The organism is Nonomuraea sp. NPDC050227 (genome assembly GCF_044459705.1).
Lineage (GTDB): Bacteria > Actinomycetota > Actinomycetes > Streptosporangiales > Streptosporangiaceae > Nonomuraea.
Window position 1 is genome coordinate 84,524 of record NZ_JBITJF010000012.1, and the last position, 25,328, is coordinate 109,851.

29 protein-coding genes are annotated in these 25,328 nt (G+C 72.2%); 13 read left to right on the top strand and 16 right to left on the bottom strand.

Annotated features, from left to right (window positions below):
* Positions 1 to 35 precede the first annotated feature (35 nt).
* Positions 36 to 119, bottom strand: a complete 84-nt coding sequence (locus ACIBK9_RS38160; RefSeq protein WP_311132608.1) for a putative leader peptide — start codon at positions 117 to 119, stop codon at positions 36 to 38.
* Between the two features lie 67 nt (positions 120 to 186).
* Positions 187 to 312, bottom strand: a complete 126-nt coding sequence (locus ACIBK9_RS38165) for a hypothetical protein (protein WP_352328175.1) — start codon at positions 310 to 312, stop codon at positions 187 to 189.
* A gap of 56 nt (positions 313 to 368) precedes the next feature.
* Between ACIBK9_RS38165 and ACIBK9_RS38170 the strand changes: the two genes are divergently transcribed.
* The 4 genes from ACIBK9_RS38170 to glyA all read left to right on the top strand — a co-directional run bounded on the left by ACIBK9_RS38170 (position 369) and on the right by glyA (position 3,955).
* A complete protein-coding gene (locus ACIBK9_RS38170; protein ID WP_397163968.1) occupies positions 369 to 1,133 on the top strand; it encodes a TIGR03084 family metal-binding protein in 765 nt (254 codons plus the stop codon).
* 54 nt (positions 1,134 to 1,187) lie between these two features.
* Positions 1,188 to 1,562 carry a YccF domain-containing protein gene (locus ACIBK9_RS38175; RefSeq protein ID WP_352363810.1) on the top strand — a complete coding sequence of 125 codons (375 nt, stop codon included), beginning with the start codon at positions 1,188 to 1,190 and terminating at the stop codon, positions 1,560 to 1,562.
* Between the two features lie 58 nt (positions 1,563 to 1,620).
* A complete protein-coding gene (locus tag ACIBK9_RS38180) occupies positions 1,621 to 2,553 on the top strand; it encodes a YihY/virulence factor BrkB family protein (RefSeq protein ID WP_358284824.1) in 933 nt (310 codons plus the stop codon).
* Positions 2,554 to 2,701: 148 nt separating this feature from the next.
* Positions 2,702 to 3,955: a serine hydroxymethyltransferase gene (glyA, locus tag ACIBK9_RS38185; protein WP_352328178.1), complete on the top strand. Its 1,254-nt coding sequence runs from the start codon at positions 2,702 to 2,704 to the stop codon at positions 3,953 to 3,955.
* Positions 3,956 to 4,010: 55 nt separating this feature from the next.
* Here the strand turns inward: glyA and ACIBK9_RS38190 are convergent, their stop codons facing one another.
* A complete protein-coding gene (locus ACIBK9_RS38190) occupies positions 4,011 to 5,009 on the bottom strand; it encodes a zinc-dependent alcohol dehydrogenase family protein (protein WP_397163638.1) in 999 nt (332 codons plus the stop codon).
* A gap of 87 nt (positions 5,010 to 5,096) precedes the next feature.
* Between ACIBK9_RS38190 and ACIBK9_RS38195 the strand changes: the two genes are divergently transcribed.
* Positions 5,097 to 5,420 (top strand): ArsR/SmtB family transcription factor, encoded by a 324-nt coding sequence (locus ACIBK9_RS38195; RefSeq protein WP_397163640.1) that lies wholly within the window; start codon positions 5,097 to 5,099, stop codon positions 5,418 to 5,420.
* A 55-nt stretch (positions 5,421 to 5,475) separates the two neighbouring features.
* Here ACIBK9_RS38195 and ACIBK9_RS38200 read toward each other — a convergent pair whose 3' ends face one another.
* Both ACIBK9_RS38200 and ACIBK9_RS38205 read right to left on the bottom strand, forming a co-directional pair.
* Positions 5,476 to 6,198: an anti-sigma factor family protein gene (locus tag ACIBK9_RS38200; protein ID WP_397163641.1), complete on the bottom strand. Its 723-nt coding sequence runs from the start codon at positions 6,196 to 6,198 to the stop codon at positions 5,476 to 5,478.
* Positions 6,195 to 6,683 carry a sigma-70 family RNA polymerase sigma factor gene (locus ACIBK9_RS38205; protein WP_352327191.1) on the bottom strand — a complete coding sequence of 163 codons (489 nt, stop codon included), beginning with the start codon at positions 6,681 to 6,683 and terminating at the stop codon, positions 6,195 to 6,197. Before ACIBK9_RS38205 ends, ACIBK9_RS38200 begins: the two co-directional genes overlap by 4 nt.
* Before the next feature lie 342 nt (positions 6,684 to 7,025).
* Between ACIBK9_RS38205 and rsgA the strand changes: the two genes are divergently transcribed.
* On the top strand, positions 7,026 to 8,123 hold the full coding sequence (gene rsgA / locus ACIBK9_RS38210; protein ID WP_358284832.1) for a ribosome small subunit-dependent GTPase A: 1,098 nt from the start codon (positions 7,026 to 7,028) through the stop codon (positions 8,121 to 8,123).
* An 85-nt stretch (positions 8,124 to 8,208) separates the two neighbouring features.
* Positions 8,209 to 8,835, top strand: coding sequence for a phosphoribosyltransferase (locus ACIBK9_RS38215; protein WP_397163643.1), 627 nt, complete (start codon positions 8,209 to 8,211; stop codon positions 8,833 to 8,835).
* Positions 8,836 to 8,867: 32 nt separating this feature from the next.
* Here the strand turns inward: ACIBK9_RS38215 and ACIBK9_RS38220 are convergent, their stop codons facing one another.
* On the bottom strand, positions 8,868 to 9,239 hold the full coding sequence (locus ACIBK9_RS38220) for an ATP-binding protein (protein WP_364328401.1): 372 nt from the start codon (positions 9,237 to 9,239) through the stop codon (positions 8,868 to 8,870).
* A gap of 231 nt (positions 9,240 to 9,470) precedes the next feature.
* On the opposite strand from ACIBK9_RS38220, the gene ACIBK9_RS38225 reads away from it, so the two are divergent.
* Both ACIBK9_RS38225 and ACIBK9_RS38230 read left to right on the top strand, forming a co-directional pair.
* Positions 9,471 to 10,352: a helix-turn-helix transcriptional regulator gene (locus tag ACIBK9_RS38225; RefSeq protein WP_358284839.1), complete on the top strand. Its 882-nt coding sequence runs from the start codon at positions 9,471 to 9,473 to the stop codon at positions 10,350 to 10,352.
* A 133-nt stretch (positions 10,353 to 10,485) separates the two neighbouring features.
* Positions 10,486 to 10,719 carry a DUF397 domain-containing protein gene (locus ACIBK9_RS38230; RefSeq protein WP_352327185.1) on the top strand — a complete coding sequence of 78 codons (234 nt, stop codon included), beginning with the start codon at positions 10,486 to 10,488 and terminating at the stop codon, positions 10,717 to 10,719.
* A gap of 26 nt (positions 10,720 to 10,745) precedes the next feature.
* Here ACIBK9_RS38230 and ACIBK9_RS38235 read toward each other — a convergent pair whose 3' ends face one another.
* Entirely contained in the window at positions 10,746 to 11,378 is a 633-nt protein-coding gene (locus ACIBK9_RS38235; RefSeq protein ID WP_397163645.1) for a maleylpyruvate isomerase N-terminal domain-containing protein, read from the bottom strand.
* 83 nt (positions 11,379 to 11,461) lie between these two features.
* Here ACIBK9_RS38235 and ACIBK9_RS38240 point away from each other — a divergent pair, with 83 nt between their 5' ends.
* Complete coding sequence (locus tag ACIBK9_RS38240; protein ID WP_397163646.1) at positions 11,462 to 12,091, top strand: TetR/AcrR family transcriptional regulator; 630 nt, start codon at positions 11,462 to 11,464, stop codon at positions 12,089 to 12,091.
* 67 nt (positions 12,092 to 12,158) lie between these two features.
* Here ACIBK9_RS38240 and ACIBK9_RS38245 read toward each other — a convergent pair whose 3' ends face one another.
* From ACIBK9_RS38245 to ACIBK9_RS38270, 6 genes are all read right to left on the bottom strand, one after another.
* Positions 12,159 to 12,956, bottom strand: coding sequence for an alpha/beta fold hydrolase (locus ACIBK9_RS38245; protein ID WP_397163648.1), 798 nt, complete (start codon positions 12,954 to 12,956; stop codon positions 12,159 to 12,161).
* Positions 12,957 to 13,023: 67 nt separating this feature from the next.
* Positions 13,024 to 14,244 (bottom strand): esterase-like activity of phytase family protein, encoded by a 1,221-nt coding sequence (locus ACIBK9_RS38250; RefSeq protein ID WP_397163650.1) that lies wholly within the window; start codon positions 14,242 to 14,244, stop codon positions 13,024 to 13,026.
* A 329-nt stretch (positions 14,245 to 14,573) separates the two neighbouring features.
* Positions 14,574 to 14,885, bottom strand: a complete 312-nt coding sequence (locus ACIBK9_RS38255; protein ID WP_125634885.1) for a WhiB family transcriptional regulator — start codon at positions 14,883 to 14,885, stop codon at positions 14,574 to 14,576.
* 100 nt (positions 14,886 to 14,985) lie between these two features.
* On the bottom strand, positions 14,986 to 15,855 hold the full coding sequence (locus tag ACIBK9_RS38260) for a sucrase ferredoxin (protein WP_358284847.1): 870 nt from the start codon (positions 15,853 to 15,855) through the stop codon (positions 14,986 to 14,988).
* Positions 15,856 to 15,966: 111 nt separating this feature from the next.
* On the bottom strand, positions 15,967 to 17,454 hold the full coding sequence (locus ACIBK9_RS38265; RefSeq protein ID WP_397163652.1) for a glycerol-3-phosphate dehydrogenase/oxidase: 1,488 nt from the start codon (positions 17,452 to 17,454) through the stop codon (positions 15,967 to 15,969).
* A complete protein-coding gene (locus ACIBK9_RS38270) occupies positions 17,447 to 17,956 on the bottom strand; it encodes a helix-turn-helix domain-containing protein (protein WP_352363842.1) in 510 nt (169 codons plus the stop codon). Before ACIBK9_RS38270 ends, ACIBK9_RS38265 begins: the two co-directional genes overlap by 8 nt.
* A 31-nt stretch (positions 17,957 to 17,987) precedes the next feature.
* Between ACIBK9_RS38270 and ACIBK9_RS38275 the strand changes: the two genes are divergently transcribed.
* The gene (locus tag ACIBK9_RS38275; RefSeq protein WP_397163969.1) at positions 17,988 to 19,562 is read left to right on the top strand and encodes an FAD-binding oxidoreductase; all 1,575 of its coding nucleotides are present in this window, start codon (positions 17,988 to 17,990) and stop codon (positions 19,560 to 19,562) included.
* On the opposite strand, the gene ACIBK9_RS38280 is transcribed toward ACIBK9_RS38275, so the two are convergent.
* A complete protein-coding gene (locus ACIBK9_RS38280) occupies positions 19,541 to 19,951 on the bottom strand; it encodes a hypothetical protein (RefSeq protein ID WP_397163653.1) in 411 nt (136 codons plus the stop codon). The genes ACIBK9_RS38275 and ACIBK9_RS38280 overlap by 22 nt on opposite strands.
* Before the next feature lie 129 nt (positions 19,952 to 20,080).
* Between ACIBK9_RS38280 and ACIBK9_RS38285 the strand changes: the two genes are divergently transcribed.
* Positions 20,081 to 21,568, top strand: coding sequence for a metallophosphoesterase family protein (locus ACIBK9_RS38285; RefSeq protein ID WP_397163654.1), 1,488 nt, complete (start codon positions 20,081 to 20,083; stop codon positions 21,566 to 21,568).
* A 15-nt stretch (positions 21,569 to 21,583) separates the two neighbouring features.
* A complete protein-coding gene (locus tag ACIBK9_RS38290) occupies positions 21,584 to 23,158 on the top strand; it encodes a bifunctional 3'-5' exonuclease/DNA polymerase (RefSeq protein ID WP_397163655.1) in 1,575 nt (524 codons plus the stop codon).
* Between the two features lie 4 nt (positions 23,159 to 23,162).
* On the opposite strand, the gene ACIBK9_RS38295 is transcribed toward ACIBK9_RS38290, so the two are convergent.
* Together ACIBK9_RS38295 and ACIBK9_RS38300 are read right to left on the bottom strand one after the other, a co-directional pair.
* The gene (locus tag ACIBK9_RS38295) at positions 23,163 to 24,431 is read right to left on the bottom strand and encodes an MFS transporter (RefSeq protein WP_397163657.1); all 1,269 of its coding nucleotides are present in this window, start codon (positions 24,429 to 24,431) and stop codon (positions 23,163 to 23,165) included.
* Positions 24,432 to 24,507: 76 nt separating this feature from the next.
* Positions 24,508 to 25,323, bottom strand: coding sequence for an MOSC domain-containing protein (locus tag ACIBK9_RS38300; protein WP_387664154.1), 816 nt, complete (start codon positions 25,321 to 25,323; stop codon positions 24,508 to 24,510).
* Between the last annotated feature and the right edge of the window lie 5 nt (positions 25,324 to 25,328).

A 25,328-nucleotide genomic window follows, 5' to 3' on the forward strand; every position in this document is an offset into this window, starting at 1 on the left:
TGAATGCGACGCGCTCTGCGGTAAAGAAAGATGAGTTAGCGGGCGTCGCAACAGATGGCACTGCGGACACGCTGAAGGTCGACGTGGCGTCGACCGACGAGCATGGGGTCCGCTGGCATACCTTGAAGATACTCCGGAGATCCCGGATGTCCAAGATGGGGTCCAGAGTCTGGACTCCGCGGGCCCCTAACCCTGACGCGGCCAGTCGAGCGGCGACTCCTGCGGCCGCTCCTCGCTCTGGTGCTGGCAGTCGCACCAGGAGCCGCCGCGGCAGTCGTCGTGACGCTTGTCCTTGCAGCTCTCGCAGATCACGTCTTCGATTATTCTCCCAGAACGTTGTTCGGGTTAGGCTGGCGCGCGTGGACCTCATGGCCGGACTGCTGGCCGACCTCCGGGCCGAGAGCGATTCCCTGGAGGCGCTGCTGGCGCCGCTGCGCCCCGCCGACTGGGAGACGCCCACGCCCGCCGCGGGCTGGGCGGTGCGCGACCAGGTGAGCCACCTGGCCTGGTTCGACGACGCCGCCGTGGTGTCGGTCACCGACCCCGACGGCTTCCGTGCCCTGGCCGCGCGGGCCGGCTCGGTGGACGAGCTCGCGCAGGCCGCGCGCGGCCTGCCGCCGGGGGAGCTGCACGCCTGGTTCCGCGCGTCCCGCGCCCGGTCGCTGGAGGCGTTCGCGACGCTCGGCGCGCGCGTGCGGGTGCCGTGGTTCGGGCCGGCGATGTCGGGGGCGTCCTTCGTCACCGCGCGCCTGATGGAGACCTGGGCCCACGGCCAGGACGTGGCCGACGCGCTCGGCGTCGCCCGGGAGCCCACCGAACGGCTGCGGCACGTGGCCCTGCTCGGCGTCCGCGCCCGGCCCTACAGCTTCGCCGCCCGCGGCCTGCCCGAGCCCGCCGGGCCGGTACGCGTCGAGCTCACCACCCCAGGCGGCGACCTGTGGACCGCCGGCCCCGCGGACGCGCCCGCCGCCGTGCGCGGCCCGATGCTCGACTTCTGCCTGCTCGTCACCCAGCGCGTGCACCTGTCGGACACCGCCCTGGAGCCGGCCGGCGAGCCCGCCCGCGCCTGGCTGGAGATCGCCCAGGCGTTCGCCGGGCCGCCGGGGAGCGGGCGGCCGCCCAGGTCAGGGTAAGTTCAGGGTCGTACCGGATGACGTCGGCGGTACGGCCGGTGACATGCTGTGAGCATGCGGACCATTCTGAACGTCATCTGGCTCGTGTTCGCCGGCATCTGGCTGGCGATCGGCTACGCCGTGGCCGGGATCATCTGCTGCATCCTCATCGTCACCATCCCGTTCGGCATCGCCTCGTTCAGGATCGCCGCCTACGCTCTGTGGCCGTTCGGCCGTACGGTCGTGCGCGATCCCGACGCCGGCGTCTTCTCCCTCATCGGCAACGTCATCTGGTGCGTGGTCGCGGGCATCTGGCTGGCGATCGGGCACGTGGTCACCTCGATCCCGCTGTTCATCTCCATCATCGGCATCCCCATGGGCATCGCCAACCTCAAGCTGATCCCCGTCTCCCTCCTCCCGCTGGGCGCGCGCATCGTGGACAACGACTAGGGCAGGAGCCGGGACGTAAGCTGTCCCGGAGAGTCACTGCGAAATACCGTTGGGTGCCATGACGTCCACCAATGCGCCTTCCCGGTCCAGGAGGCGGCTCGCCTCGAACGCCCGGGCCAGGCTGAACTGGGTGCTCGACACCAAGTCGTGGGCGATCGTGCGCGCGGCCACGAACGCCGGTGTCAACTACCGGGTCACCGGCCTGGCCGGCGAGGCCGCGTTCTTCGCGCTGCTGTCGCTGCCGCCGTTCGTGCTGGGCCTGATCGGCGTGCTGGGCAAGCTCGGCACCTGGCTCGGCGGCGGCGTCGTCACCGAGGTCAAGAGCTGGGTGATCGAGCAGGCCGGGCTGCTGTTCACCGACGACGCCGTCAAGAAGGTCATCAACCCGCTCATCACCGACGTGCTCAGGGACGACGCCAACAAGGTGTCCATCATCTCGCTGGGCTTCCTGCTGTCGCTGTGGTCGGGCTCGCGGGCGCTCTACGTCTACGTCGACCTCATCTCGGTCGCGTACGGGCTGGGGGAGGAGCGCGGCATCATCCGCACCCGGCTGATGTCGTTCGGCCTCTACGTCGTCGGCCTGATCATCGGCATCATCGTCATGCCGATCCTGGTCATCGGCCCCACCCTGCTCAAGGACGCCCTCCCCGGCGAGTACGGCATCCTCATCGACATCCTCTACTGGCCCGTCGTGATCAGCGGCTCGGTGCTGTTCCTGACCGTGCTCTACCACGTCAGCGTGCCGGTGCGGACCAAGTGGTACCGGGAGCTGCCCGGCGCGATCCTGGCCCTGTTCCTGTGGATCGTGTGCGCCGCCGTGCTGCGGGCGGTGCTGGCGGCCTGGTTCTCGCCGGTGTCGGTCTACGGCTCCCTGGCCGCCCCGATCGCGCTGCTGCTGTGGCTGTACATCACCGCCCTGGCCGTGCTCATCGGAGCCATCCTCAACGCCGAGGTCGACCGGCTCTGGCCGGGTGTGAGCCGGACCAAGTAGCGGGACGAGCGGCCGGTTGCGCATCCGCTATCGTCTAGGGCGACGCGACTGGCGCATTCGGTGGGATCGACCACCAGGGAGCGAATCAACCGGGAGCGGAGGCCGAGCGCCTGGGTCTTCGCCAATTGTCAATGATGACAGGGGAGTCATGAGTTCTCTTGCTAGCGCCGACCCGCAGCTCGCCGAGCTCATCAAGGCGGAGGAGCGCCGCCAGGCCGACACCGTCAAGCTGATCGCGTCCGAGAACTACGTGTCCAAGGCCGTGCTCGAAGCGACCGGCACGGTCCTGACCAACAAGTACTCCGAGGGCTACGCGGGCAAGCGCTACTACGAGGGCCAGCAGGTCATCGACCAGATCGAGACGCTGGCGATCGAGCGGGCCAAGGCCGTGTTCGGCGTCAATCACGCCAACGTCCAGCCGTACTCGGGCTCGCCCGCCAACCTGGCCGTCTACTTGGCCTTCCTGCAGCCCGGCGACACCGTGCTCGGCATGGGCCTGCCCTTCGGCGGCCACCTGACCCACGGCTGGTCGGTCTCGGCCACCGGCAAGTGGTTCAACCCGGTCCGTTACGGCGTGCGCCGCGACACCGGCCGCGTCGACCTCGACGAGGTCCGCGAGCTGGCCCTGGAGCACCGGCCGAAGCTGATCTTCTGCGGCGGCACCGCGATCCCGCGCACGATCGACTTCGAGGGCTTCGCCTCCATCGCCCGCGAGGTCGGCGCCGTGCTCGCGGCCGACATCGCGCACATCGCCGGCCTGGTCGCGGGCGGCGCCCACCCGTCCCCGGTGGGTCACGCCGACGTGATCTCCACGACCACCCACAAGACGCTGCGTGGCCCGCGCGGCGCCATGCTCATGGCCACCAGCGACGAGCACGCCACCGCGCTCAACAAGGCCGTCTTCCCCGGCCTCCAGGGCGGCCCCCACAACCACACCACCGCCGCCATCGCCGTCGCGCTGCACGAGGCCGCTCAGCCGTCCTTCCGCGACTACGCCCACCAGGTCGTCGCCAACGCCAAGGCGCTGGCCGAGGAGCTGTCCAGCCGGGGCTTCGACCTGGTCTCCGGCGGCACCGACAACCACCTGATCCTGCTCGACCTGACGCCCAAGGGCATCGGCGGCAAGCCCGCCGCCCAGGCGCTCGACCGGGCCGGTCTGGAGACCAACTACAACGCGGTGCCGTTCGACACCCGCAAGCCGTTCGACCCGTCGGGCATCCGCATCGGCACCCCGTCGGTCACCTCGCGCGGCATGGGCGAGGCCGAGATGCGGCAGATCGGCGCCTGGATGGACGAGGTCGTCACGGCCCTGGCCAAGGGCGACGCCGAGGACGTCATCACCCGCGTCCACCACGAGGTCAGCGAGCTGACCGCCCAGTTCCCGGCCCCCGGCCTGTCCTGATCCGGCGGCCCGTCCGTCCGGCCCGTCCCGCCCCTCGCGGCGGGCGGCCGGACGGTCAGTGCCGGACCGTCACCACGATCTTGCCGAACTGCGCGTTCGATTCCAGGCGCCGGTGGGCCCGCACGATCTCCTCCAGGTCGAACGTGCGGTCCACCACCGCCCGGAAGGCCCCCGAGCGCAGCCCCGACGCCACGAACGCCGCCGCCCGCCGCAGCCGCTCGGGCACCCGCGTCGTCTCGTGCATCGTGTACGTCCGCATGTTCAGCGCCGGCATGCCGAGGTCGATCCCCGGATAGGGCGTCGGCTCGCCGCTCAGCGCGCCGTACACCAGCAGCAGCCCCTCGGGGGCGACCACCCTGGCCAGGTCCGTCACGCCCGGCCCGGCCACGGCGTCGAAGACGAACTCCGCGCCGCGCCCGCCCGTGGCCGCCAGCACCCGCTCGGTCACGTCCTCCTCCCCGGTGACGATCACCTCGGCCGCGCCCTCCTTCAGCAGGGCCTCCTTCTTGGCCGCGGTGCGGGTGAGCGCGATCGGCGTGGCGCCCATGCGGTCGGCGACCCGGATGGCGGCCAGGCCCACGCTGCTGGAGGCGGCGTTCAGCACCACCGTGTCCCCGGGACGCATCCCGCCCACCTCCACCAGCGCGCCGTAGGCCGTCACGTACGGCATCCACACGGCCGCGCCCTCCACCGGGTCCACCCCCTCCGGACGGGGCAGCACCGCAGCCGCCGGCACGACCGCCCGCCCGGCGTACACGCCGTAGTCGTTCTGCGAGAACGCCGGCACCGTGCTCACCGGCTGCCCGGCCCGCAACCCGGTGACGCCAGCGCCCACCGCCTCGACCACCCCGGCGGCCTCGGTGCCCAGCCGGGCGGGGAAACTCCGTACGGGCTCGATGTAGTGGCCGCTGCGGAACAGCGCCTCGGCCCGGTTGAGGCCGATCGCGTCCACCCGGATCAGCACCTCGCCGGGCCCCGGCTCGCCAGCCGCCACGTCCGCCAGCTCCAGCACCTCGGGCCCGCCGAGCTCGTGGAACAGCACCGTCCTGGTCATCACATCGTCCTTCCGCGTCAGAGGCCGCCATTCAACCGCTGAAGTACGACCGCCGTCAAACTTCGATGGATGTCGTACTATGGACCCATGGACGCCGACCGCACCCCGGACCACCCCGACCTGCGCGAAGTCACCCTGCAACGGGTTCTCGAAGCCCTCGTCGACCCGGTCCGGCGCAGCATCGTCACCCAGCTCGCCACCGCCGCCGACGACATCAGCTGCGGCGGGTTCGACATCTCGGTGAGCAAGTCCACCGCCACCCACCACTTCCGGGTGCTGCGCGAGGCCGGCCTCATCCGGCAGCACTACGCCGGCACCTCCCGCCTGAACACCCTGCGCAGGGCCGAGTTCGACCAGGCGTTCCCCGGCCTGCTCGACGCCGTCGTCACCGCCGACCGCGCGTCCGCCTGAACGCGGCGAGGCCCTCCCGCCCGCGGCGGAAGGGCCTCACACGGGTCCGCGACCCTCAGGTCCTGACGGTGAGCAGGGTCGTGCCCGTCCTGGTGACCACCTCGAAGCGGTCGATCTCCGCCAGCGGCGTCGCGCTGCCGCCGTGCATGTAGAGCGGGGCCGGCGAGCCCGGCACGCCGTAACCCGGCGCCGGCACCGACCATCCGGTCATCACCCGCCGCTCGCCCGACTTGCCCACCGACACCAGCTCGCACTCCAGCGGCCCCTTCACCCCCGACAGCTTGAGCGCGGCGTGCGTGCCCCAGCCCTTCGACTCCACCACCAGCCCGCCCGACACCCCGCCGACGCCCTTGCCCGCGATCGGCGTGCCGTCGGCGTAGAACTGCTCGGCCGGGCCCATGTGGTCGGCGCGTCCCGCCATCGCCTGCGGCGGGTCGCCGCCGCCGGTGAGCTGCGTGCCGACGGTCAGCCCGCCGGCCACCAGGGCGACCGCCGCGGCCATCCCGAGCAGGAACGTCCCCCTGCGGGCCCGCCGGTCGGCCGCCTTCTTGCGCAGGAGCAGGTCGACCACGCCGGCCTGCCCCTCACGGGGAGGAGGGCCGGCGTCCTCCAGAGGGCCGATGCCGTGCAGCACGCTCGCGACCCCCGCCAGGTCCGACAGCTCGAAGCGGCAGGAGGGGCAGGTGCGCAGGTGGGACTCGAAGGCCAGCCGGTCGTCCTCCTCCAGCAGGCCGAGGGCGTAGGCGCCCACGTCGGTGTGCTCGACTTGCGAGGTCACGCCGTCACCCCCCGCTCCTCCAGCGCGACCCGCAGCGCGCGGACCGCGTAGTAGACCCGCGACTTCACGGTGCCCACCGGGATGCCGAGCGCGGCGGCGGCGTCGTTGACCGACCGGTCCCGCAGGATCGTCTCGTTCAGGATCTCGCGGTGCGCCGGTGACAACGCCTTCAGCGCCTCCGACACGACCACCTGGCGCAGCAGCCCCTCCAGCTCGTCCGGCACCGGCACGCTGTCCAGCGCCCCGTCGCCGGATTCCGGCGGGCGCGCCTCCCTGCGCCGCCGGTCGTCGATCACGATGCGTCTGGCCACCGTGGCGAGCCAGGGCATGAGCGAGACCGAGTCGGGGTCCAGCCGCTCCGCGCTGCGCCAGGCCCGGATCATCGTCTCCTGCACCACGTCTTCCGCCCACTGCCGGTCGCCCGCCGTCAGCCGTACCACGAAGGCCAGCAGCGGCCGGTGGTACTCCCGGTAGAGCGCGGACACGACCACCTCGTCGTCCGGTCGCACCCGCCGCATCAGATGGCGTAGGCGCGGCTTGCCCACCGGGGCCGTCCCCTCGGCCGAGGGCGGGGGATACGCGCTGATCCGCATCATTCCCCTTTCTCGCGTCCGTCGGGAGGGAGTACGCTCGGCCGCCCTGGCGGGGTTCAACGGATCGCCGAACATAATGCGATTGCATCTGCCGGGACAGGGTGGTTAGAGTCGCCTTCGTAACCGATCGAGGAGGTGAGGGCTATGCGGGTCGTTCTGTTCCGCCTGTCGTCCGTCTACCTCCGGGCCCTCGTCTGAGCTGCCCGTTCCTTCTCGATCAAAGGTTTCACCGTCTTGTCTTACGACCTTTCCCTGCTCGGCTGGACCGATCTGCGCGCCGCCGAGCTCCCTGCTGACACCGTCCCGGCGCGGGTGGCCCGCGTCGACCGCGGCGCCGCCGAGGTGATCGCCGCCGACGGTCAGCACCATGTCCGCTACGGCGCCCGCGTGCGCCGTTCCTCCGCCGACGACCCGGTGGCCCTGCCGTGCGTCGGCGACTGGGTCGCGCTCAGATGGCTGCCCGAAGGCCGGTACGAGCTCGACCAGGTGCTCTCCAGGACCACCGCGTTCATCCGGGGCGGCGTGAGCCGCCACTCGACCGGCGGCCTGTCCGGCGACGGCCAGGGCCAGGTGCTCGCGGCCAACGTCGACGTCGTCTTCGTGGCCGAGCCGTCCATGCACTCGACCGATTTCGCCGACCTCGGCCGCATCGAGCGCCTGGTGGCGCTGGCCTGGGAGTCCGGCGGCACGCCCGTCGTGCTGGTGACCAAGTCCGACCTGTTCGAGGCGGGCCTCGACGAGCTGATGGCCGACGTGCGCGCCGCCGCGCCGGGCGTCGACGTGCACGCCGTCTCCTCGGTGCTGGGGGAGGGGGTCTCGCTGGCCGCGAGCTACCTGCACGGCTCCCGTACGGCGGTCGTGCTCGGGCCTTCCGGCGCGGGCAAGTCCACCCTGGTCAACGCGCTGGCCGAGACCGGCGTGATGGACACCCAGCAAGTGCGCGCGGCCGACGGGCGCGGGCGGCACACCACCGTCCACCGGGAGCTGATCCCGCTGCCCGGCGGCGGCCTGATCATCGACACCCCGGGCATCCGCCGGATCGGCCTCTACGACATCGGCGAGGGCGTCGACCTCGTCTTCGCCGACATCGAGCAGCTGGCCGAGCGGTGCCGCTTCGCCGACTGCGGGCACGTGAGCGAGCCGGGCTGCGCCGTCCTGGACGCCATGGAGAACGGCGAGCTGCCCGAACGCCGGCTGCAGAGCTGGCGCAAGCTGCAGCGCGAGGCCGCGTGGATGGCGTCCCGCACGGATGCGCGGCTGCGCAAGGAGCAGCAGAACAAGTGGAAGATCATCCACAAGGAGATGCGCCGCTCCAGCCGCTACCGCCCCTGACCGTCTCCGGCCGGCTTTCTCGCCTTCCTCCTGGCTGGTGCGGGAGGAAGGCGAGTAGAGCCGGTCGTGCGGGTATGCACAGGTCATGCAGGTGTTCGCGGATCGGGCCGAGGCCGGGGCGTTGCTGGCCGAGCGGCTGCCGGAGGTGCGCGACCCCGTCGTGCTGGCGTTGCCGCGCGGCGGGGTCGCCGTGGCCGTGCCGGTCGTCCGCCGGCTCGGCGGCGAGCTGGACGTGCTCGTCACCCGGAAGATCGGCTACCCGCCCGCTCCCGAGCTGGGCGTGGGGGCGATCGCCGAGGGCGGCGAGCCGGTGTTCGACCTGACGATGCTCGACCGGCTGGGCCTGACGCCCGAGGACCTGGCCGACGTGGTCGAGCGGGAGCGGCACGAGCTGGCCAGGCGGGTGCGGGTCTACCGGGGCGACCGGCCGCTGCCGCCGCTGGCCGGACGTGAGGTGATCGTCGTGGACGACGGCCTGGCCACGGGCGGGACGGCACGGGCCGCCCTGCGCGCGGTGGCCGCGGCCCGCCCCGCCAGGGTGACGCTGGCCGTGCCGGTCGGCGCCGCGGAGACCGTCGAGATGATGCGTGCGGAGGCCGACGAGGTGGTGGTGCTGCTGACCCCGGTCGACTTCAGGGCGGTCGGCCAGTGGTACGAGCACTTCGACCAGCTCACCGACGACGACGTGCTCGACCTCCTGGAGCGGCGGTGACCTTCACCGGACGGCGCCGCTCGTACCGGTGTCTATGCGGACAGGACCGCCCAGACCAGCTTCCGCGAGCCGCCGGGGGCGAACCAGCCCCACGCGCTGCAGAGCGCGTCGACCAGCCGAAGCCCGCGCCCGAACTCGGCGAACACGTCGGCCGGCGCCGCCACCGGGACGGTCTGGCTGTGGTCGGTCACCACGCAGGCCAGCTCGGGCCGGCGGAAGAGCAGCCGGAGCTGCACGGCTCCGCCGCCGTGCCGCATCGCGTTCGTGACCAGCTCGGAGACCACCAGTTGCACGTCGTAGGCCAGGTCGGCGGCGGCCCACGAGGTGAGCGTCTGGTCCACGAACCGCCGGGCCGTCGCGACGCAGGCCGGTTCGAACGCGGTGCGCTCGTGGAAGGGGAACACCGCGTCGCACTCTTCGGCACGCCCATCCACCAGAATGGTGGCGAGCCACCCTGGTGGCCCGGAACCGATGGCGGCTTGCGGCCGAGCGTCGAAAGTCGTCATTCTGGCCCCCGAAGCGCGGTCTGGTGATCCAGTGCCCATCTTTACGGGGTGTGCGTAGTGATGCAAGACTTTTCGTGTTTTACCGATGCGAATACCATCTGCACGTGCAGATGATCTAGGAGCGGTCGAGTGAGCGCACAGAGCGCGGAGGGAAAGCTTCTCAGCTACACGCCGGGAAGCCCGACGGTGCTGCGGATCCTGCTGGGTACGCAACTGCGCAGGCTCCGTACCGAGAAGGGGATCTCCCGGGAGGATGCCGGATACTCCATTCGCGCATCTCATGCGAAGATCAGCCGACTTGAGCTCGGTCAGGTGAGTTTCAAACAACGGGACGTCGCCGACCTGCTCACCCTCTACGGCGTCACCGCCCCGGACGACCGTGAGCCGCTGCTCGCCCTGGCCCGGCAGGCCAACGCACCGGGCTGGTGGCACAAGTACGGCGACCTGCTGCCCGGCTGGTTCGAGGTCTACATCGGGCTGGAGGGGGCCGCCTCGGCCATCCGCACGTTCGAGAACCAGTTCGTCCCCGGCCTGCTGCAGACGCCCGCGTACGCCAAGGCCGTGATCCGGCTCGGCAACGAGAAGGCGCTCGACCCCGAGCTCGACCGCCGCGTCACCCTGCGCACCACCCGGCAGAAGCGCCTGGAGAGCGGGCTCAAGCTGTGGGCCGTGATCGACGAGGCCGTCCTGCGGCGGGGGCTCGGCGGGGCCGGCGTCATGCGGGAGCAGATCCGCCACCTGCTCGACGCCACGGAGGAGCGCAACGTCACCGTCCAGGTGATGCCGTTCGAGAGCGGCGGGCACGCGGCGGCCGGCGGTTCGTTCAGCATCCTGCGTTTCCCCGAGCGCGAGCTGCCCGACGTGGTCTACATGGAGCAGCTCACCAGCGCCCTCTATCTGGACAAGCCGGCCGACTCCGACCACTACATGGAGGTCATGGACCGGCTGAGCATCCAGGCCCTGGAGCCGAAGCAGACCCGGCGCTTTCTGGAACAGCTCATTTCCGGATGAGCTGCTGAAACTCCTGTGATCCACTCCATAGTCGGATTTTTGGTCATCCGGTATATGGAGTCTGTCGTGCTGTCGTATGGTCAGCGCAAACGCGGATGCACGTGCATCCGTAAGATCGCTAGGAGCTTCCCCCATGCACGAGTTCCGGAACGGAACGCCCGCCGGTCACCTCCCCGTCGTGTGGCGCAAGAGCAGGCGAAGCAATCCCAACGGCAACTGCGTCGAGGTCGCGGGCCTGCCCACGGGTGAGATCGCCATGCGCAACTCCCGGTTCCCCGACGGCCCGGCGCTGGTCTACACGCAGGCCGAGATCAGCGCGTTCGTCCTGGGGGCCAAGGACGGCGAGTTCGACGACCTCATCGTCTGAGCACCCGGTCTGATCCCCCCGTCTGATCAGCGGGGTTCGTTGTACCAGCGCCACCTGGTCTGGCGCGGCCGTCCGGGCAGCTCGCCGCGGCCGGTCGCCCACAGCAGCGTGGCCCAGGGGGCGGTGTCCACGGGGGCGTCGGGGAACAGGCGGGCCAGCACCCGCGAGCACAGGCCGGCGGGCGGCTCCCAGGCCAGCCCCAGCCCCTCGGACACGTCGTGCATATGCACGAGCGTTTCCACCAGGCCCATCGCGGCGGTCGCCGACGCGTCCGCCATGCCGAAGATGTGATGACCGCGCGCCTGCGGCGGCGCGGTGCGGACCATGGCCGACAGCAGCGCGCCGCAGGCCTGGAGCACCTGCAGCAGCCCGGTGGGCCCGGCCGCGCGGTCGGCGTGGATGGTGTTGTTGGGGCCGCCGGGCCTGCGCCGCTCCAGCGCGAACGGCACGTACGTGTCCAGCGGCGGCACGCTGAGCCCGAGCTGGGCGGCGTAGGCGAACAGGTCGTCGGCGAGGTGCTCGACGGTCTCCCAGCAGGTCCACTCCAGTGAGCCCGCCTTCGCCTCCCACGCCTGCGGCGGCGCGTCCCGCAGCGTGTCGACGGCGAGGGCGACGGCCTGGTCGAGGTCGTCCGCGGTCACGAGCGCTGAATCCGGCATGCAGGGCACCTTATCGCCGTCCGCTTCGTGCGCCCGCGTGTAGGGTCGTCACGATCCGCACGTCCGGACGGGAGCCGTACCGCATGACCGACCCCGAAGACCTCACCGCGCGCGCCCGCATCAGGGAGGCGGCGCTGCTGCACTTCGGCGAGCACGGCTTCGAGGGGGCCACGACCCGCGCCATCGCCGGGACCGCCGGGGTGTCCCCGGGGCTGCTGCGCCACCATTACGGTTCCAAGCAGGCGTTGCGCGAGGCGTGCGACGAACACCTGATCAGGCTCGTCCGGCGGATCGACGACGACGTCCGCGCCGGCGCCGTGCCCGCCGGGCGCAACCCCGTGGCCGCGGCGCTCGACGCGCTGGCGCCCTACCGGCTGTACGTGGCGCGGGCGCTGGCCGAGGGCTGGGCCGCGCCGCTGTTCGACGGCATCGCCGAGCTGAGCGAGCGGTGGCTGGCGGAGCTCGACGAGACCCGCACCGACGAGCCGTTCGCCGGGCGCAGGGCGCGCGCGACCGTGTCCACGGCCATGTCGCTGTCGGTCGGCGTGCTGCACAAGCACGTCTCCCGCGGCCTCGGCGTGGACGTGTTCAGCCCCGAGGGCGCCTACCTGCTCGCGCTCACCCTGCTCGACCTCTACTCCCACCCCCTGCTGACCCCGGAGGCGGCGGCGGAGCTCCGCGACGCCCTCGGCAAGCCCCCCGGAAGCGGATGATCCCGCTCAGGATCGGTTCGTTTCCGGACGGACCCGCTCAGGATCGGTTCTTTCTGGATGGACCCGCTCAGGACAGGAAGTCCGTCAGCGTCGGCAGCAGCGCCTCCGGCCGGCCGAGCACGCCGTGGTCCTCGCCGGGCAGCACCACGTGCCGGGCGCCCGGCACGGCGTCGGCGACGGCCCGCACGGCGTCCAGCATCCACTTCGGGGACTGGTCGCCGCCGATCGCCAGGGTGGGCACGGTGATGCCGGACAGCCGCTCGACCGGCAGCGACTGCCCCGGACCGCACACGGCGGCGTCGTAGGCGAGCGTGTGCGCCAGGGTGGTGAACCAGCCCCACACGGGCTCCGACCGCATGCCCGCCACCACCTCGGCGGGCACGTCGGCGCCCTCGGTCAGGAACAGCGCCACGGCCTCGTCGCGGCGATCGCCCTCGACGAGGGCGCGCAGCCGCTCGGCGAAGTCGCCGCCGGGCGCGGTGCGCGCGCCGTCCACGACGTACGGCGGCTCGTAGACGGCCAGGCGGGCGATCGGCAGCCCGTACGCGGCGGCCTCCAGCGCGAGGATGGCGCCGGAGGAGTGGCCGAAGACGCTCGCCGAGCCGCCCGCGTGCTCGATCAGCGCGGCGAGGTCCTCGATCTCGCGCTCGACGGCGTAGGCGGGCGCGTCGCCGCTGCCGCCCCGGCCGCGGCGGTCGTGGGCGATCGCGCGGAAACCGGGGGCGAGCGCGGCGGCGAGGGCGGCGACGGTGGTGCGGTCGTTGAAGGCGCCGCCCACCAGGATCACCGGGTGGCCCTCGCCGCTGCTCTCGAACGCGATGCGGGTGCCGTCGGCCGAGGTGACGGTCTGAACCGTGGACTGCATGTCGAACTCCTTCTGCGGGCTCTTGTCAGCAGGAGGTCGGAGCCGTCCCACGCTTCTCTACATGCTTCTACCGGAAAATTCGCGGATCGGCCTGAAGGCCGCGCGAGAGCCGGACGGTGATGAACTCGTTGTCGTCGGGACGGCCCGGCGTGCGGCCGCTGGAGAAGGGGAAGTTGTTGTCGTCCAGCAGGCCCAGGGTGCGGTCGTCGAGGACGACGACGTCCTCGATGGTCTGGAACGGGAACCGGAACGTGCCGGGCGCGCCGCCGAGGCCGCGCGGGTCGGCCAGGTCGAGCAGGTCGGCCACCTGCGTCTTGTCCAGGGCGCCGTCGTGGTCGCGGTCGCGCGTGTCGGCCAGGTAGACGCGCTTGACCTTGGCCGCGTCACCCTGGAGGTTGTCCCGCTCGATGATCAGGAAGCGGTTCGCGTCCAGGGCGACGGCGTCGCCGATGGAGTGCGCGGGGTCCTCCAGCCGGTACGTCCACGTGCGCCCGGTGTATGTGCGCTTGCGCAGGTCGAACTCGTTCATCCGCAGAGTGCCCGCCGGGTCGCCGCTCACCGTGCCTTCGAGCAGCGGGTAGAGCCGGCGGCCGTCCACCGACCTGGCCATGCCCTCGAAGCCCTTGGAGCTGGCCAGGTTGGGCTGGGCGCCGTTCAGCCAGGGGTTCTCGGGGGCCTTGACGCCGGGCAGCTCGATCGGGGCGTCGAGCAGCCGGCCCTTGCGGTCGAAGTGCAGCAGGAACGGCCCGAACTCGTCGCCGATCCAGTAGGTGCCGTCCGTCGCGCGCACGATCGACTCGACGTCGAAGTCGGAGCCCGTCAGCGTACGGTCCTGGCGGGTCAGGGCGAACGGGACGAGTCCCCGCGGGTCGGTCAGGTTGAAGCCGCCGAGCACCTCGACCGTCCTGGCGGCGAAGTCCGGCTTGACGCGGTGCACGCGCAGGAGGAAGTCGGCGCTGTTGGCCTTGTTGCCGAAGCCGTTGTCGGACAGCACGTCGAAGGTGCCGTCGTGGCGGCGGGCGATGCCGCTGAAGCCCTGCACGGGCTGGCCGGGGAAGGGCGGGGTGACGCCGTTGACCGGCGCGGCGCCGAGGAGGGAGCCCGACGGCTCGCTGCCGGGCACGTAGGTCTGCGCGGGCAGCGCGGCGAAGCCGGTCAGCGTGGCGCGGCCGAACGCGGCGGGGCCGCGGTCCCCGGGCCGGGCGGGGTCGGCCATGGCGGCGGTGGCCGGGGCGGCGAGGGCGAGCGCCAGGGCCGCCGCGCACGTCAGGGTGGTGATGCGTCTCATGGCGGGCACGCTAGAGGCGGCACATGACGGCATTCCGAACATGAGACGACCTTCAGGGACGCTCATGACGTCGTTGCCGGTCCGCCCGAGCCCGGTGACCTGCGCACATTCCCGGACGAGAGGCGCGCACGACGGGAAACGCGACGGCCACCCCTGCCCTGGGTCGGGCGGGGGTGGCCGGGCGATGCTTTGTGCGGGATGACGATCTCGGGCCTGATCAGGCAGTTGCCCCGACCGGGTTCGCCAGAGCCTGGACATGGAAGGCCAGGCTCCGGTTCATCGGGACAACTGAGTGATCACGCGATGATCGTTGATGCTGCCGAGGTGTGTCAGGCGGCGGAGATGCCGGCGCTGGCGGCGCGGCGCATGCGACGGCGACGCTCGCTGGCGCGCTCGTCCTCGTTGAGACCGCCCCACGTGCCGTACTTCTCCGGCCGGGACAGCGCGTAGTCTAGGCACTCGTTGCGGACAGGGCACCCGGCGCAGATCGCCTTGGCCTTCCGCTCACGTACGTCACGCTCGGGCTGCCGCTCCCCGTCGGGGCCGAAGAAGAGCACGAGATCCTCACCCCGGCACGCGGCATCATCCTGCCAACCCCAGCTGGGGCGCGGGCGGGCGAGCTGCCGACGTACCTGAGACATGAGAAAACCACCTTCGTGAGAGGTATTTCGGTAATTGAGCCGCATTGGACGCTTTTGGCGTCACTGTTCCAACGCAAGGACGGGCCGTGATGTTCCCTAGTCAGGCGAGGGCGGGCGTGGCGTACCGCACAGGCGTGAGCCTGTCCAGCGAAACCAGCCGGTAGGTGGTGATCGTCTCGGCGCAAGCCGTACCACACGGCGCTGTGAACGCCGATGGCTCAACCACAACCTGGAACCGGACGTCTCCGCAGCGCACGACTGCTTCGGTGACGTCGCCGTCCGACCTGGAGGATTCCACGGCCACTGCGCCGACGGAGCACTCTCCCGTATGGGCTCGGGCAAAATGCTCGACGGCTTGCAATGGCTCAGGGATGCCTGCGCGCCCCCGGAGACGGTCGAGAATGATCTCGCCCGACCGGTACGCGTTAGCCGCTGCCAGTGCAGCAGCCTGAGACATGCTGCCGTAGAAAATTCCGTGTGGCAAGCACACGAGGTTGGCGGCGTAGCGATCGCCGCCAACGTGTGACGTTTCCCACACTCTGTCCGGCAAAGATTCGGCCAGCGACCGAGCGAGGGGTAGTCCAATGCGGGCGCAGCACGCATTGCGCTTGGCGTGCGTGCAGACCAGAAATACCGGCTCGTCTTCAAGTATGCAGGACTCCGGGAGCACTCCGGCCACGAAGGCGTCCAGGTCAAGATCGTCCGGACCTGCGACGACGCCGCCGGCCAACCAGGGGCGGTCGCCCGCCGCGTAGGCCAGTAGCACACGGATCCCCTGGTCCCGCTGGCGGGTTCGCTTGCCCGGCCGCCTGATGAGCTGGGGCCTGATACCGCGTTCGAGCGCTCTGCGCACGAGTTCGGAGATTTCTTCAGGAAGTTGCAAGCTTTCCAGGTGGGACGGCCACGGCCCGGCGTACTCGACGAGCAGCCAGAGCCTGGCTCCCACGGTGGCGCTGGCCAGGGTGGGCATGGCTCCCGTGTGGCAGCCCGCCGGATGCTCGCATCCCCTCGCCAACGCCTCCCCCTTCCCGAAGAATTAGGTAAGGATAACCTAACGCATCGGCGGGGTTCGGGGCCGGGGTCACCCGGTCCCGAGCGCGTCGCGTGTCGCGGGCAGCGCCCGGTCGCGGTCGGCGGCGACCAGGCCGATCCTGGTCCTGCGGTCCAGCAGGTCGGCCTCGTCGAGCGCGCCCTCGTGCCGGACAGACCAGAGCAGGTCGCCCTTGGTCAGGCCGAGCCCGACCTCCTCGGGGTGGGCCTTGACCAGCTCGTACGCCGCCGCGGCCTCGCTGCCGTACCGCTCGGCCAGCCGGGGCGGCACGCCGTCCGGCTGCGGGCCCGCGCCGACCAGGGGGAGGTGCTTCGTCCGGCTCGGTCCGGCTTTGAGGTCTTTGAGGGAGACCGCCCGGTCGATGGCGTCCTCGGCCATTCGCCGGTACGTGGTGAGTTTGCCTCCGACGACCGTGACCACGCCGCCGTCCGACAGCACCGCATGCCGGCGCGAGAGGTCCGCCGTGCGGCCGTCCGCGGCCAGGAGCGGCCTCAGGCCCGCGTACGCGCCCGCGACCGCCTCAGGGGTCACCGGAGCCTCGAGAATGCCGTTCAGCACCTCCAGGAGCGCCGTGACGTCCTCGGCGGGCACCTCGGGGACGTCGGGCACCGGCCCGTCCAGCGGCTCGTCGGTCAGTCCGACGTAGACGCGGCCGTCGCCCTGGGGGAGTACGAGCGCGAATCGGTTGCTCTCTCCGGGAATGGGCACGTGCATGCCGGCGATCAGCCCCGGCAGCGTCCCGGCGTCGAGCACGAGATGGCTGCCCCGGGACGGCCGCAGCCGCGCCGCCGGGTCGAGCTGCCCGGCCCACACGCCCGTCGCGTTGACCACCGCCCTGGCCCGGATGGTGAACCGCTCGCCGGTCAGCTCGTCGCGCACCTCGGCGCCCTCGTCCGTGAGCCGCAGGGCGCGGCAGCGGGTCAGGACGCGGGCGCCGTGCCCGGCGGCGGTCCTGGCCAGCGCCACGACCAGGCGCGCGTCGTCGAGCAGCCGGCCGTCCCACGACAGCAGGCCGCCGCGCAGCCCGTCGCGCGCCAGCACCGGCGCGAGCGTGTGGGCGCGCGCCGCGCCGAGCCGCGTGGGGCCGGGCAGCAGGCGGCGCGGCGTGCGCGCCGCGGTCCGCAGCCCGTCGCCGAGCCGGTAGCCGGTCATCACCAGGGCGGCCTGCCGCGGGGAGACCGCCGGCGTCAGCGGCAGCAGGTACGGATGGGCCTTGACCAGGTGCGGAGCCGTCGTCCTGAGCAGGATGCCGCGCTCGACCGCACTCTCGTAGGCCACGTCCACCTGGCCCTTGGCCAGGTAGCGCAGCCCGCCGTGGACCAACTTGGAGCTCCACCTCGACGTGCCGAAGGCCAGGTCGTGCGCGTCGACCGCCGCTACGCTCAACCCGCGGGAGGCGGCGTCGAGGGCCGCGCCGGCTCCCGTCGCGCCGAGCCCCACCACCAGCACGTCCAGCCGCCCGTCGGCGACCACGCCCAGTTCGTACGACCTTCTGCGGGCGTTCAGCGAGCTATCCAAGGTAGGCCTCCAGCAGGGCGGCGAGTTCGGCGTCCAGGTCGTCGAGCGTCACGGGGTCGAGCATCGTGGGGGCCGACAGCAGGAACGACTGGGCGACCAGCAGCACGGCCCGCGCCCTGGCCGGCCCGCCGACGGCCGGCTCCAGCAGGGCCAGCACCGCCTCGTGGCTGGCCCCCCGCCGGTCCAGCAGGTACGGCAGCAGCAGCTCGGGGTCCGCCTCCACGATCTTGCGCCAGAGCGGGTGCCCGCGCAGCCCGCGCACGCCCGCCACGATCGCGGGCACCGGATCGGACAGGTCGAGCCCCGACACGACCGCGACCCACTCCCGCGTCATCAGGTCGGCGACCAGCGAGCGCACGTCCGGCCAGCGGCGGTAGATCGTCATCCGCGACACGCCCGCCCGCCTGGCCACGTCCGTGAGCGTGGTCCTGCGCACGCCGTAGGCCAGCACGCACGCGCGGGCCGCGTCCAGCACACCCTCATTGTGACGGTTCGACGTCATGTGTCACAGTGTATGCGTGACCGGTGAACCCATGCTGTGGTGTGGCTGGGGCGACCCCGCCAAGGCCCGCGAGCTGCCCGAACAGATCCGCAAGCTGCTGCACGACCTGCTCGGCGTGCGCGCGCCCGAGACCCCGGCCGCCGCCATCGAGGAGGTCCGGCTGCCGCCGGTCGCGCTGCCCGAGCCGGTGCTGGCCGCGCTCGCGGCCGTCACCGGGCCCGCGCACGTGCTGACCTCCCACGAGGCCAGGCTGCGGCACACGCGCGGCAAGTCCACGCCCGACCTGCTGCGGATGCGCGCGGGAGACGGCTCCGACGCCCCCGACGCGGTCGTGCTGCCCGGCTCGCACGAGGAGGTGGCGGAGCTGCTGCGGCTGTGCGCGGCCGAGCGGATCGCGGTCGTGCCGTTCGGCGGCGGCACCTCCGTCGTCGGCGGGCTCGTGGCCGCGCGGGCCGGCTTCACCGGCGTGATCGCGCTCGACCTGGGCCGGCTCGACCGGCTGCGCTCGATCGACGCCGAGTCGATGGTGGCCGACTTCGAGCCGGGCGTGCGCGCCCCCGAGGCCGAGCGGCTGCTCGCCGAGCACGGCCTCACGCTGGGGCACTTCCCCCAGTCCTTCGAGTACGCCACGCTCGGCGGCTTCGCCGCGGCCCGCTCCAGCGGCCAGGCCTCGGCCGGGTACGGGCGCTTCGACGACATGGTCGTCGGCCTCACCCTGGCGACGCCGTCCGGGTCGCTGGAGCTGGGCCGCGCGCCCAAGTCCGCGGCCGGGCCCGACCTGCGCCAGCTCGTCCTGGGCTCGGAGGGGGCGTTCGGCGTCATCACGTCGCTGCGCCTGCGGGTGCGCAGGCGGCCGGCCGAGCGCCGTTACGAGGGCTGGCGGTTCGAGTCGTTCCGAGCGGGGACGGCCGCCGTGCGGGCACTCGCCCAGGAAGGCCCGCTTCCCACCGTGCTGCGGCTCTCCGACGAGACCGAGACCATGATCGGGCTGGCCCGGCCGGACGCGATCGGCGGCGGCGGTTCCGGCTGCCTGGTGATCCTCGGCGTCGAGGGCGACTGGATCGGCCACCGGCACGCCGCGGCCGCCGCGGTCCTGGCCCGGCACGGCGGCGAGCCGCTGGGGCCCGAGCCCGGCCAGGCGTGGGAGCACGGCCGCTTCTCCGCGCCGTACCTGCGCGACTCGCTGCTCGGCGCGGGCGCCACCGTGGAGACCCTGGAGACGGCCGGGTTCTGGTCGAACCTGCCGCGCCTGTACGACGCCGTCCGGCTGGCCCTGCTCGGCGCGCTCGGCTCGCCGCTGGTCATGTGCCACGTCTCGCACGTGTACGAGACCGGCGCCTCGCTGTACTTCACCGTGGTGACCCCGCAGCAGGGCGACCCGGTCGAGCAGTGGGAGCGGGCCAAGGAGGCGGTGAACGCGGCGATCGTCGAGGCCGGCGGGACGATCTCGCACCACCACGGGGTGGGCCGCGACCACCGGGACGCCTACGGCGCGGAGCTGGGCCCGCTGGGCGTGGGCGTGCTCCAGGCCGTCAAGGACCGGCTGGACCCGGCGGGGATCCTCAACCCGGGGGTGCTGGTCCCTCAGTCGCCGCCGGGGATCTGATCGGCCTCCGCCAGCGTTTCGGCGGCGTCGCTGTAGCGGTGGAGGGCCTCGTACGCCTCGGCCAGCCGGTAGAGGGAGACCGCGAGGTGGCCGCCCTCCAGCCCGCGGCTGAGCGCCACGGCCTCCTGCGCCATGGGCAGCGCCTCGGTGGCGCGGGAGCGGTCGAGCAGCATCCTGGCCGTGGTGCGCAGGCAGTGGGCCAGCAGGCCGGTGTGCTCGGCGGGGGAGCGGGCGGCCAGCGCCCGGCTCTGGGCGACGGCTTCGAGCGCCCGGTCGACGCCCCGGCCGCCCCGGCGGGGGAGGGTGAGGGCGTAGGCGAGTAACGCCTGCACGGCCGCCGCGTCGGGGCTGCCCATCCGGGTCGCGTCGTCCGGGCCGTTCCGGTTCATGGGAGCCCACCTCCGCGTCCCAAGGGCTTGCTTGGGGACGTGAGGTTACACCATGCCGCACCATCTGTGTTTCCGGGAGTACGGAGCGTGGAGTGTGCGCGAATGGTGGATGCCGGTAAAGATGTGGTCATGGTGGAAGTCGCGGCCGAGCGCGGGAAGCAGCATTCGTCACGGGTGTCGAAGGCGGGGGCCGGCTGGGCCTGCGCAGAACCGGGGACGTTCGCCCAGCTCAGACCGGACAAGGGCGGATTCACCTGGCTGAATTTACGCACGCTCTGGTTGTCCAGGAACGAGATCCTGGCGACCTTGTTCGGTGATCCTTCGGGGGAGGTGCGGAAACGGTGGATCGCGGCTCAGGAAGCCCGCGGGATAGATCCGGAATTTCGCATCAAGCCCGGCGTCGGGGGACATTTCAATTTCCTGATTCTGGGCGACACCGGCGAGGGCGACGCCTCCCAGTACGCCGTCGTCCCCGGGATGCTGAGGCTCGGGCAGGACACCTCGTTCGCGGTCATCGCCAGCGACGTCATCTACCCGACGGGGTCGGGCAACGAGTACGGGAACAAGTTCTTCCGCCCGTACAAGGACTACCAGGCGCCGATCTACGCGATCCCCGGCAACCACGACTGGTACGACGGGCTCGGAGGCTTCATGCGGGTCTTCTGCGACGCCCCGCCGCTCAAGCCGACGCCGGACCGCGGGCTGCGTGGGCTGCTGTGGCGCAAGCCGGAGACGATCGACGAGGGCAGGCTGGCCGAGGCGCGCGAGCTCCGGGGACGGCCGGCCCAGCAGGCCGCGCAGCCGGCGCCGTACTGGGCGATCGAGAGCGACAGCCTGCTGGTCGTGGGCGTGGACACCGGCATCAAGAACGTGATCGACAAGGCCCAGACGGCCTGGCTGCGCCGCGTCTCGCTCGACCCGCGGCCGAAGATCCTGGTGACCGGGAAGCCCATCTACACCGGCAACGTGCACAAGCCGTCACCGCTGGAGGAAGGCGGCACGATCGATGACATCGTGCGCGACCCGGCCCACCGGTACGTCGCGGCCATCGGCGGAGACGTGCACAACTACCAGCGCTATCCGGTCAAGGTGGGCGACCGGGTGATCCAGTACATCGTGACCGGCGGCGGCGGCGCCTTCATGCACGCCACCCACATCATCGGCAGGGTGGACGTCGCCGGCGTGGCCGAGGACGACTTCAAGTGCTACCCGCTGCGCGGCGACTCGCTGTCCTTCTACAGCCAGCTCTACGCCCGCCGCCTGCGGATGAAGTGGCTCTGTCTCACCCCCGACGAGGCGGTGTGCATCATGTCCAGCCAGATCGGCAACCGTCCGGCCCGGCCGGTCGAGGGCGCGGTCACGGTGACCCGGCGGATGCGCTGGGCGGCGCGGCTGCTCGGGGCCTGGCCGTGGCCGTTCCGGCTGCCGGTGGACAAGGTGTTCCACCGCTTCCTGTCGGAGCTGTCCGACTGGGACCAGCCGCCGTTCTTCAAGCAGTTCCTGCACGCGTCGGTCACACCCGGCCGGCTGACCCTGCGCTGCTTCGCCGCCACCGGCTGCCTGGAGCAGGAGCTCCGGCCGCCGTTGGAGGACGAGGTGCACATCGATTTGTCGTAGCCGTTTGGCACCCTTATGTGCGTGTATGTCGTGGTAGCGGGGGAGACGGTGCTCCCCGTCGGAGGAACGGCCCGGCGCGCGGCCGACCCGGCGTCCGCGGTGCGGGAGCTGGAGTCCGGGGGCGGGCCGCGGTGGGTCTGGGCCGACACGCGGGAGACGTACGCTCAGCTGCTGGAGCGGGGCGTGCGGGTCGCGCGCTGCCACGACCTCGCGCTCACCGAGGGGCTGCTGCTCGCCCACGAGGGCCGCTACGGCGAGCCGCGCTCGGCGCGGGCCGCCCACGCCCGGCTGCACGGCCTGCCGGTGCCCGACGACCAGCCGAGCGTGCCCGGCACGTTGTTCGCGCCGGAGCCGCTGGGGGCCGAGGCGGTGGCCGAGGTGCTGGCCGACCAGCTCCGCCGGATCGAGGCGCTGCCCGAGCCCGGCCGCTTCCGGCTGCTGGTCGCCGCCGAGTCCGCGGGCGCGCTGGTCGCGGCCGAGATGTCGCACGAGGGCATGCCCTGGCGCCTGGACGTGCACGACGCGCTGCTCACCGACCTGCTCGGCCCGCGGCCCGTGCACGGCATGCGCCCGGCCAAGCTGCAGGCGCTGGCCGACGAGGTGGCGGCGGCCTTCGGGCGGCCGGTCAACCCCGACTCGGTGCAGCAGCTGGTCAAGGCGTTCAAGGGGGCGGGGGTGGCGCTGAAGACGACCCGGTCGTGGGAGCTGAAGAAGATCGACCATCCCGCCGTCGCGCCGCTGCTGGCCTACAAGGAGCTGGCCCGGCTCTACAGCTTCCACGGCTGGGTGTGGGCCGACCAGTGGGTGCGCGGCGGGCGTTTCCGCCCCGAGTACGTCGTCGGCGGCGTGGTGTCCGGCCGGTGGGCGACCAGCGGCGGCGGCGCGCTGCAGATCCCCAAGGTGATGCGCCGGGTCGTGGTGGCCGACGCGGGATGGACGCTGGTCGTCGCCGACGCGGCCCAGCTGGAGCCGAGGGTGCTGGCCGCGATGGCCGGCGACGGCGGGCTGGCCAGGGCGGCGGGGGAGATCGACCTGTACTCGGCGCTGGCCCAGTCGTTCGGCGGCGAGCGCGACAACGCCAAGATCGCCATGCTGTCCGCCATGTACGGCGGCACCAGCGGCGACGCCTCCAAGCTGCTGGCCGTCATGCGCCAGCGCTTCCCCAAGGCGTACCAGTTCGTGGAGGACGCGGCCAAGGCCGGGGAGGAGGGGCGGCTGGTGCGGTCGTGGCTCGGGCGGACCAGCCCGCCGCCGTCCGGGCGGTGGAAGGAGCTGGTGTCCGGCCCGGAGGGCGGCCGGGCGGCCCGCGACCGGGGCAGGTTCACCAGGAACTTCGTGGTGCAGGGCACGGCCGCCGAATGGGCGCTGGCGCTGCTGGCGGTGCTGCGCGGGCTGCTGCCCGAGCCCGCCAGGCTGGTGTTCTTCCAGCACGACGAGGTCATGGTGCACTGCCCGCTGGAGCAGGCCGAGGAGGTCACCGCGGCGGTGACGGCGGCGGCCGCGGAGGCGAGCAGGCTGCTGTTCGGCTCGACCCCGGTGCGCTTCCCGATGGAGACGGTGGCCGTGGGGTGCTACGCCGACGCCAAGTGACCGTTCAGGCCGGTCTGTCGCGGTACCGGGCCGAGACCAGCCAGAGCCCGGCCAGCGTGACCATGACGCCGACGACCAGGCCGAGCACGCCGTAGGACAGGATGCCCACGATGGCGCCCGCGATGATCGTCCCGGTGGCGCCGCAGACGTTCATCAGCAGGTCGGACAGGCCCTGCACGGCGGGCCGGCGGTCGATCGGCACCGACTCGGTGACCAGCGCCGACCCGGCGACCAGCCCGCACGACCAGCCGAGCCCGAGCACGACCAGGGCCGTCGTCACCTGCCACACCCGGTGCCCCGCGGTGCCCGCCAGGACGGCCGCGGCCAGCAGCAGCGCCGACCCGAGCACCAGCACCGGCACCTTGCCCGCCCGGTCGGCCAGCCAGCCGACGACCGGCGAGAACATGTACATGCCGGCGATGTGCAGGCTGATCACCAGGCCGATGACGTTCAGGTTCGAGCCGTCGTGGTGGAGCTTCACGGGCGTCATCGACATGATCGAGACCATCGCTGTGTGGGCCACCGCGATCATGACGAGCGCGCGGCGGGCCATGGGGGTCTCGCGCAGCGTGCGCAGGCCCGTCCTGATCGTGCGGTGGCGGCCGGGGCCGGGCTCGGGGGCGCCGTCCAGCGTGCGGGCCAGCTTGAGCGGGTCCGGGCGCAGGCCGCCGATGATGATCACCAGCGCCACGGCGAACGCCAGCGCCGCGAACGCGAACGGCCCCGCCTTGGCCGCCAGCCCGGCCTCGATCCCCATGCGGTCGGCGGGCTCGGCCAGGTTGGGCCCGGCGACCGAGCCGACGGTCGAGGCCCACACCACCAGCGACAGGTGCCGGGCCGAGTGGCCCTTGGGCGACAGGTCGGTGGCCGAGTAGCGGGCCGCCAGGCTGCCCGCGCTGCCGCCGCCGACCAGCACCAGCCCGGCCAGCAGCAGCGGCCAGTTGCCCAGGCTGATCGCGGCCACCGAGAGCGCGCAGCCCGCCAGCGCCGCCAGGTAGGTCAGCGACAGGCCCACCCGGCGGCCCCCCAGGCTCGACAGCCGCGCGGTCGGCAGCGCGAGCAGCGCCGCCCCGAGCACGGTCGCGGTTCCGGCGAACCCGCTGATCACGGTCGAGCCGGACAGCTCGTCCACGACCACCGAGCTGAGCGCCAGGCCGACGGCCACCCCGACGCCGCCCACGATCTGCGCGGCGGACAGGACGACCAGGGTTCGACGCTGGACGCTGACGAGGTCAGGCAGGGAGACGGGGGGTTTCGTGGGGGCGCTGGTCACCTGTGAAGTCTCGCATAGCCCCCGACATCCCCCCAAAGAGGACAGGCATCCATTTCTATTGGGAAAGGTGCCCTTTTCAGAGGATGGTGACGGAATCCCCCACGGTGATCGTGCCGGGGGCGTCCGGGATCAGGTTGATGCCGAACCAGACCTTGCCGTCCCACTTGCGGTGGCGGGACAGCGTCCTGATGGGCTCCTTGCCCTTGGTGTACGTCGCGGTGTCGATCGTGGTCAGCACGCAGCGGTCGCAGCCCTTGGTCACCCGGAAGGCGACCGCGCCGATGCGCAGCCGCTTCCACTCGTCCTCGGCGAACGGCCGCTCCACTCCGTCGATCACCACGCTGGGCCGGAAGCGGTGCATGGGCAGCGGCTCGGGGACCTCCTCGCCGCGTTCGGCCGCCGTCTCGGCGATCCAGTCGTTGAGCCGGCCGAGTGAGGCGGTCGTGGTCAGCAGCAGGGGGTAGCCGTCGGCCAGGCTCACCCGGTCGCCGGGCAGGCCGTACTCGGGGTTGACGGGACGCCGGGCCGGGTCGTCGAGCCAGGCCAGCCGCGCCGGGCGGCCGATCAGGTCCGACAGCCAGCGTGCCGCGTCGTCGCCGCAGTCGGTGAGCTCCACGGGCGTGCGCCAGACGTCCACGGTGGTCATGGCGGAAGTCGGGGTGACCCGCAGCGGGGGCGCGTGCGGGCCGGTCAGGGTGAGGGTGTCGCCGTCGAGCTGGGCCACGCAGGCCAGCAGCCTGGGGTGCTCGCGGGCGGTCAGCATGCCGCCCTGGCCGTCGGTCACGAGGTAACGCCGGTCGCCGGCCAGCCCCCACGGCTGCACTTCGGCCTCATGGACGTCATGCCCGGCGGTGGACTTGACGGGATAGAAGTGGATGCTCGCCAGTTCCATGGCCA

What these genes read in the sequence shown, in the direction of transcription:
- ACIBK9_RS38260 (WP_358284847.1), bottom strand. Translation starts at nt 15,855, where the DNA reads ATGCCCACCCTGGCCAGCGCCACCGTGGGAGCCAGGCTCTGGCTGCTC.
- ACIBK9_RS38175 (WP_352363810.1), top strand. Translation starts at nt 1,188, where the DNA reads ATGCGGACCATTCTGAACGTCATCTGGCTCGTGTTCGCCGGCATCTGG.
- ACIBK9_RS38245 (WP_397163648.1), bottom strand. Translation starts at nt 12,956, where the DNA reads ATGCAGTCCACGGTTCAGACCGTCACCTCGGCCGACGGCACCCGCATC.
- ACIBK9_RS38275 (WP_397163969.1), top strand. Translation starts at nt 17,988, where the DNA reads ATGCTGTGGTGTGGCTGGGGCGACCCCGCCAAGGCCCGCGAGCTGCCC.
- ACIBK9_RS38160 (WP_311132608.1), bottom strand. Translation starts at nt 119, where the DNA reads ATGCCAGCGGACCCCATGCTCGTCGGTCGACGCCACGTCGACCTTCAG.
- ACIBK9_RS38230 (WP_352327185.1), top strand. Translation starts at nt 10,486, where the DNA reads ATGCACGAGTTCCGGAACGGAACGCCCGCCGGTCACCTCCCCGTCGTG.
- glyA (WP_352328178.1), top strand. Translation starts at nt 2,702, where the DNA reads ATGAGTTCTCTTGCTAGCGCCGACCCGCAGCTCGCCGAGCTCATCAAG.
- ACIBK9_RS38280 (WP_397163653.1), bottom strand. Translation starts at nt 19,951, where the DNA reads ATGAACCGGAACGGCCCGGACGACGCGACCCGGATGGGCAGCCCCGAC.
- ACIBK9_RS38170 (WP_397163968.1), top strand. Translation starts at nt 369, where the DNA reads ATGGCCGGACTGCTGGCCGACCTCCGGGCCGAGAGCGATTCCCTGGAG.
- ACIBK9_RS38270 (WP_352363842.1), bottom strand. Translation starts at nt 17,956, where the DNA reads ATGACGTCGAACCGTCACAATGAGGGTGTGCTGGACGCGGCCCGCGCG.
- ACIBK9_RS38300 (WP_387664154.1), bottom strand. Translation starts at nt 25,323, where the DNA reads ATGGAACTGGCGAGCATCCACTTCTATCCCGTCAAGTCCACCGCCGGG.
- ACIBK9_RS38250 (WP_397163650.1), bottom strand. Translation starts at nt 14,244, where the DNA reads ATGAGACGCATCACCACCCTGACGTGCGCGGCGGCCCTGGCGCTCGCC.
- ACIBK9_RS38235 (WP_397163645.1), bottom strand. Translation starts at nt 11,378, where the DNA reads ATGCCGGATTCAGCGCTCGTGACCGCGGACGACCTCGACCAGGCCGTC.
- ACIBK9_RS38195 (WP_397163640.1), top strand. Translation starts at nt 5,097, where the DNA reads ATGGACGCCGACCGCACCCCGGACCACCCCGACCTGCGCGAAGTCACC.
- ACIBK9_RS38240 (WP_397163646.1), top strand. Translation starts at nt 11,462, where the DNA reads ATGACCGACCCCGAAGACCTCACCGCGCGCGCCCGCATCAGGGAGGCG.
- ACIBK9_RS38180 (WP_358284824.1), top strand. Translation starts at nt 1,621, where the DNA reads ATGACGTCCACCAATGCGCCTTCCCGGTCCAGGAGGCGGCTCGCCTCG.
- ACIBK9_RS38285 (WP_397163654.1), top strand. Translation starts at nt 20,081, where the DNA reads ATGGTGGAAGTCGCGGCCGAGCGCGGGAAGCAGCATTCGTCACGGGTG.
- ACIBK9_RS38215 (WP_397163643.1), top strand. Translation starts at nt 8,209, where the DNA reads ATGCAGGTGTTCGCGGATCGGGCCGAGGCCGGGGCGTTGCTGGCCGAG.
- ACIBK9_RS38255 (WP_125634885.1), bottom strand. Translation starts at nt 14,885, where the DNA reads ATGTCTCAGGTACGTCGGCAGCTCGCCCGCCCGCGCCCCAGCTGGGGT.
- ACIBK9_RS38190 (WP_397163638.1), bottom strand. Translation starts at nt 5,009, where the DNA reads ATGACCAGGACGGTGCTGTTCCACGAGCTCGGCGGGCCCGAGGTGCTG.
- ACIBK9_RS38290 (WP_397163655.1), top strand. Translation starts at nt 21,584, where the DNA reads ATGTGCGTGTATGTCGTGGTAGCGGGGGAGACGGTGCTCCCCGTCGGA.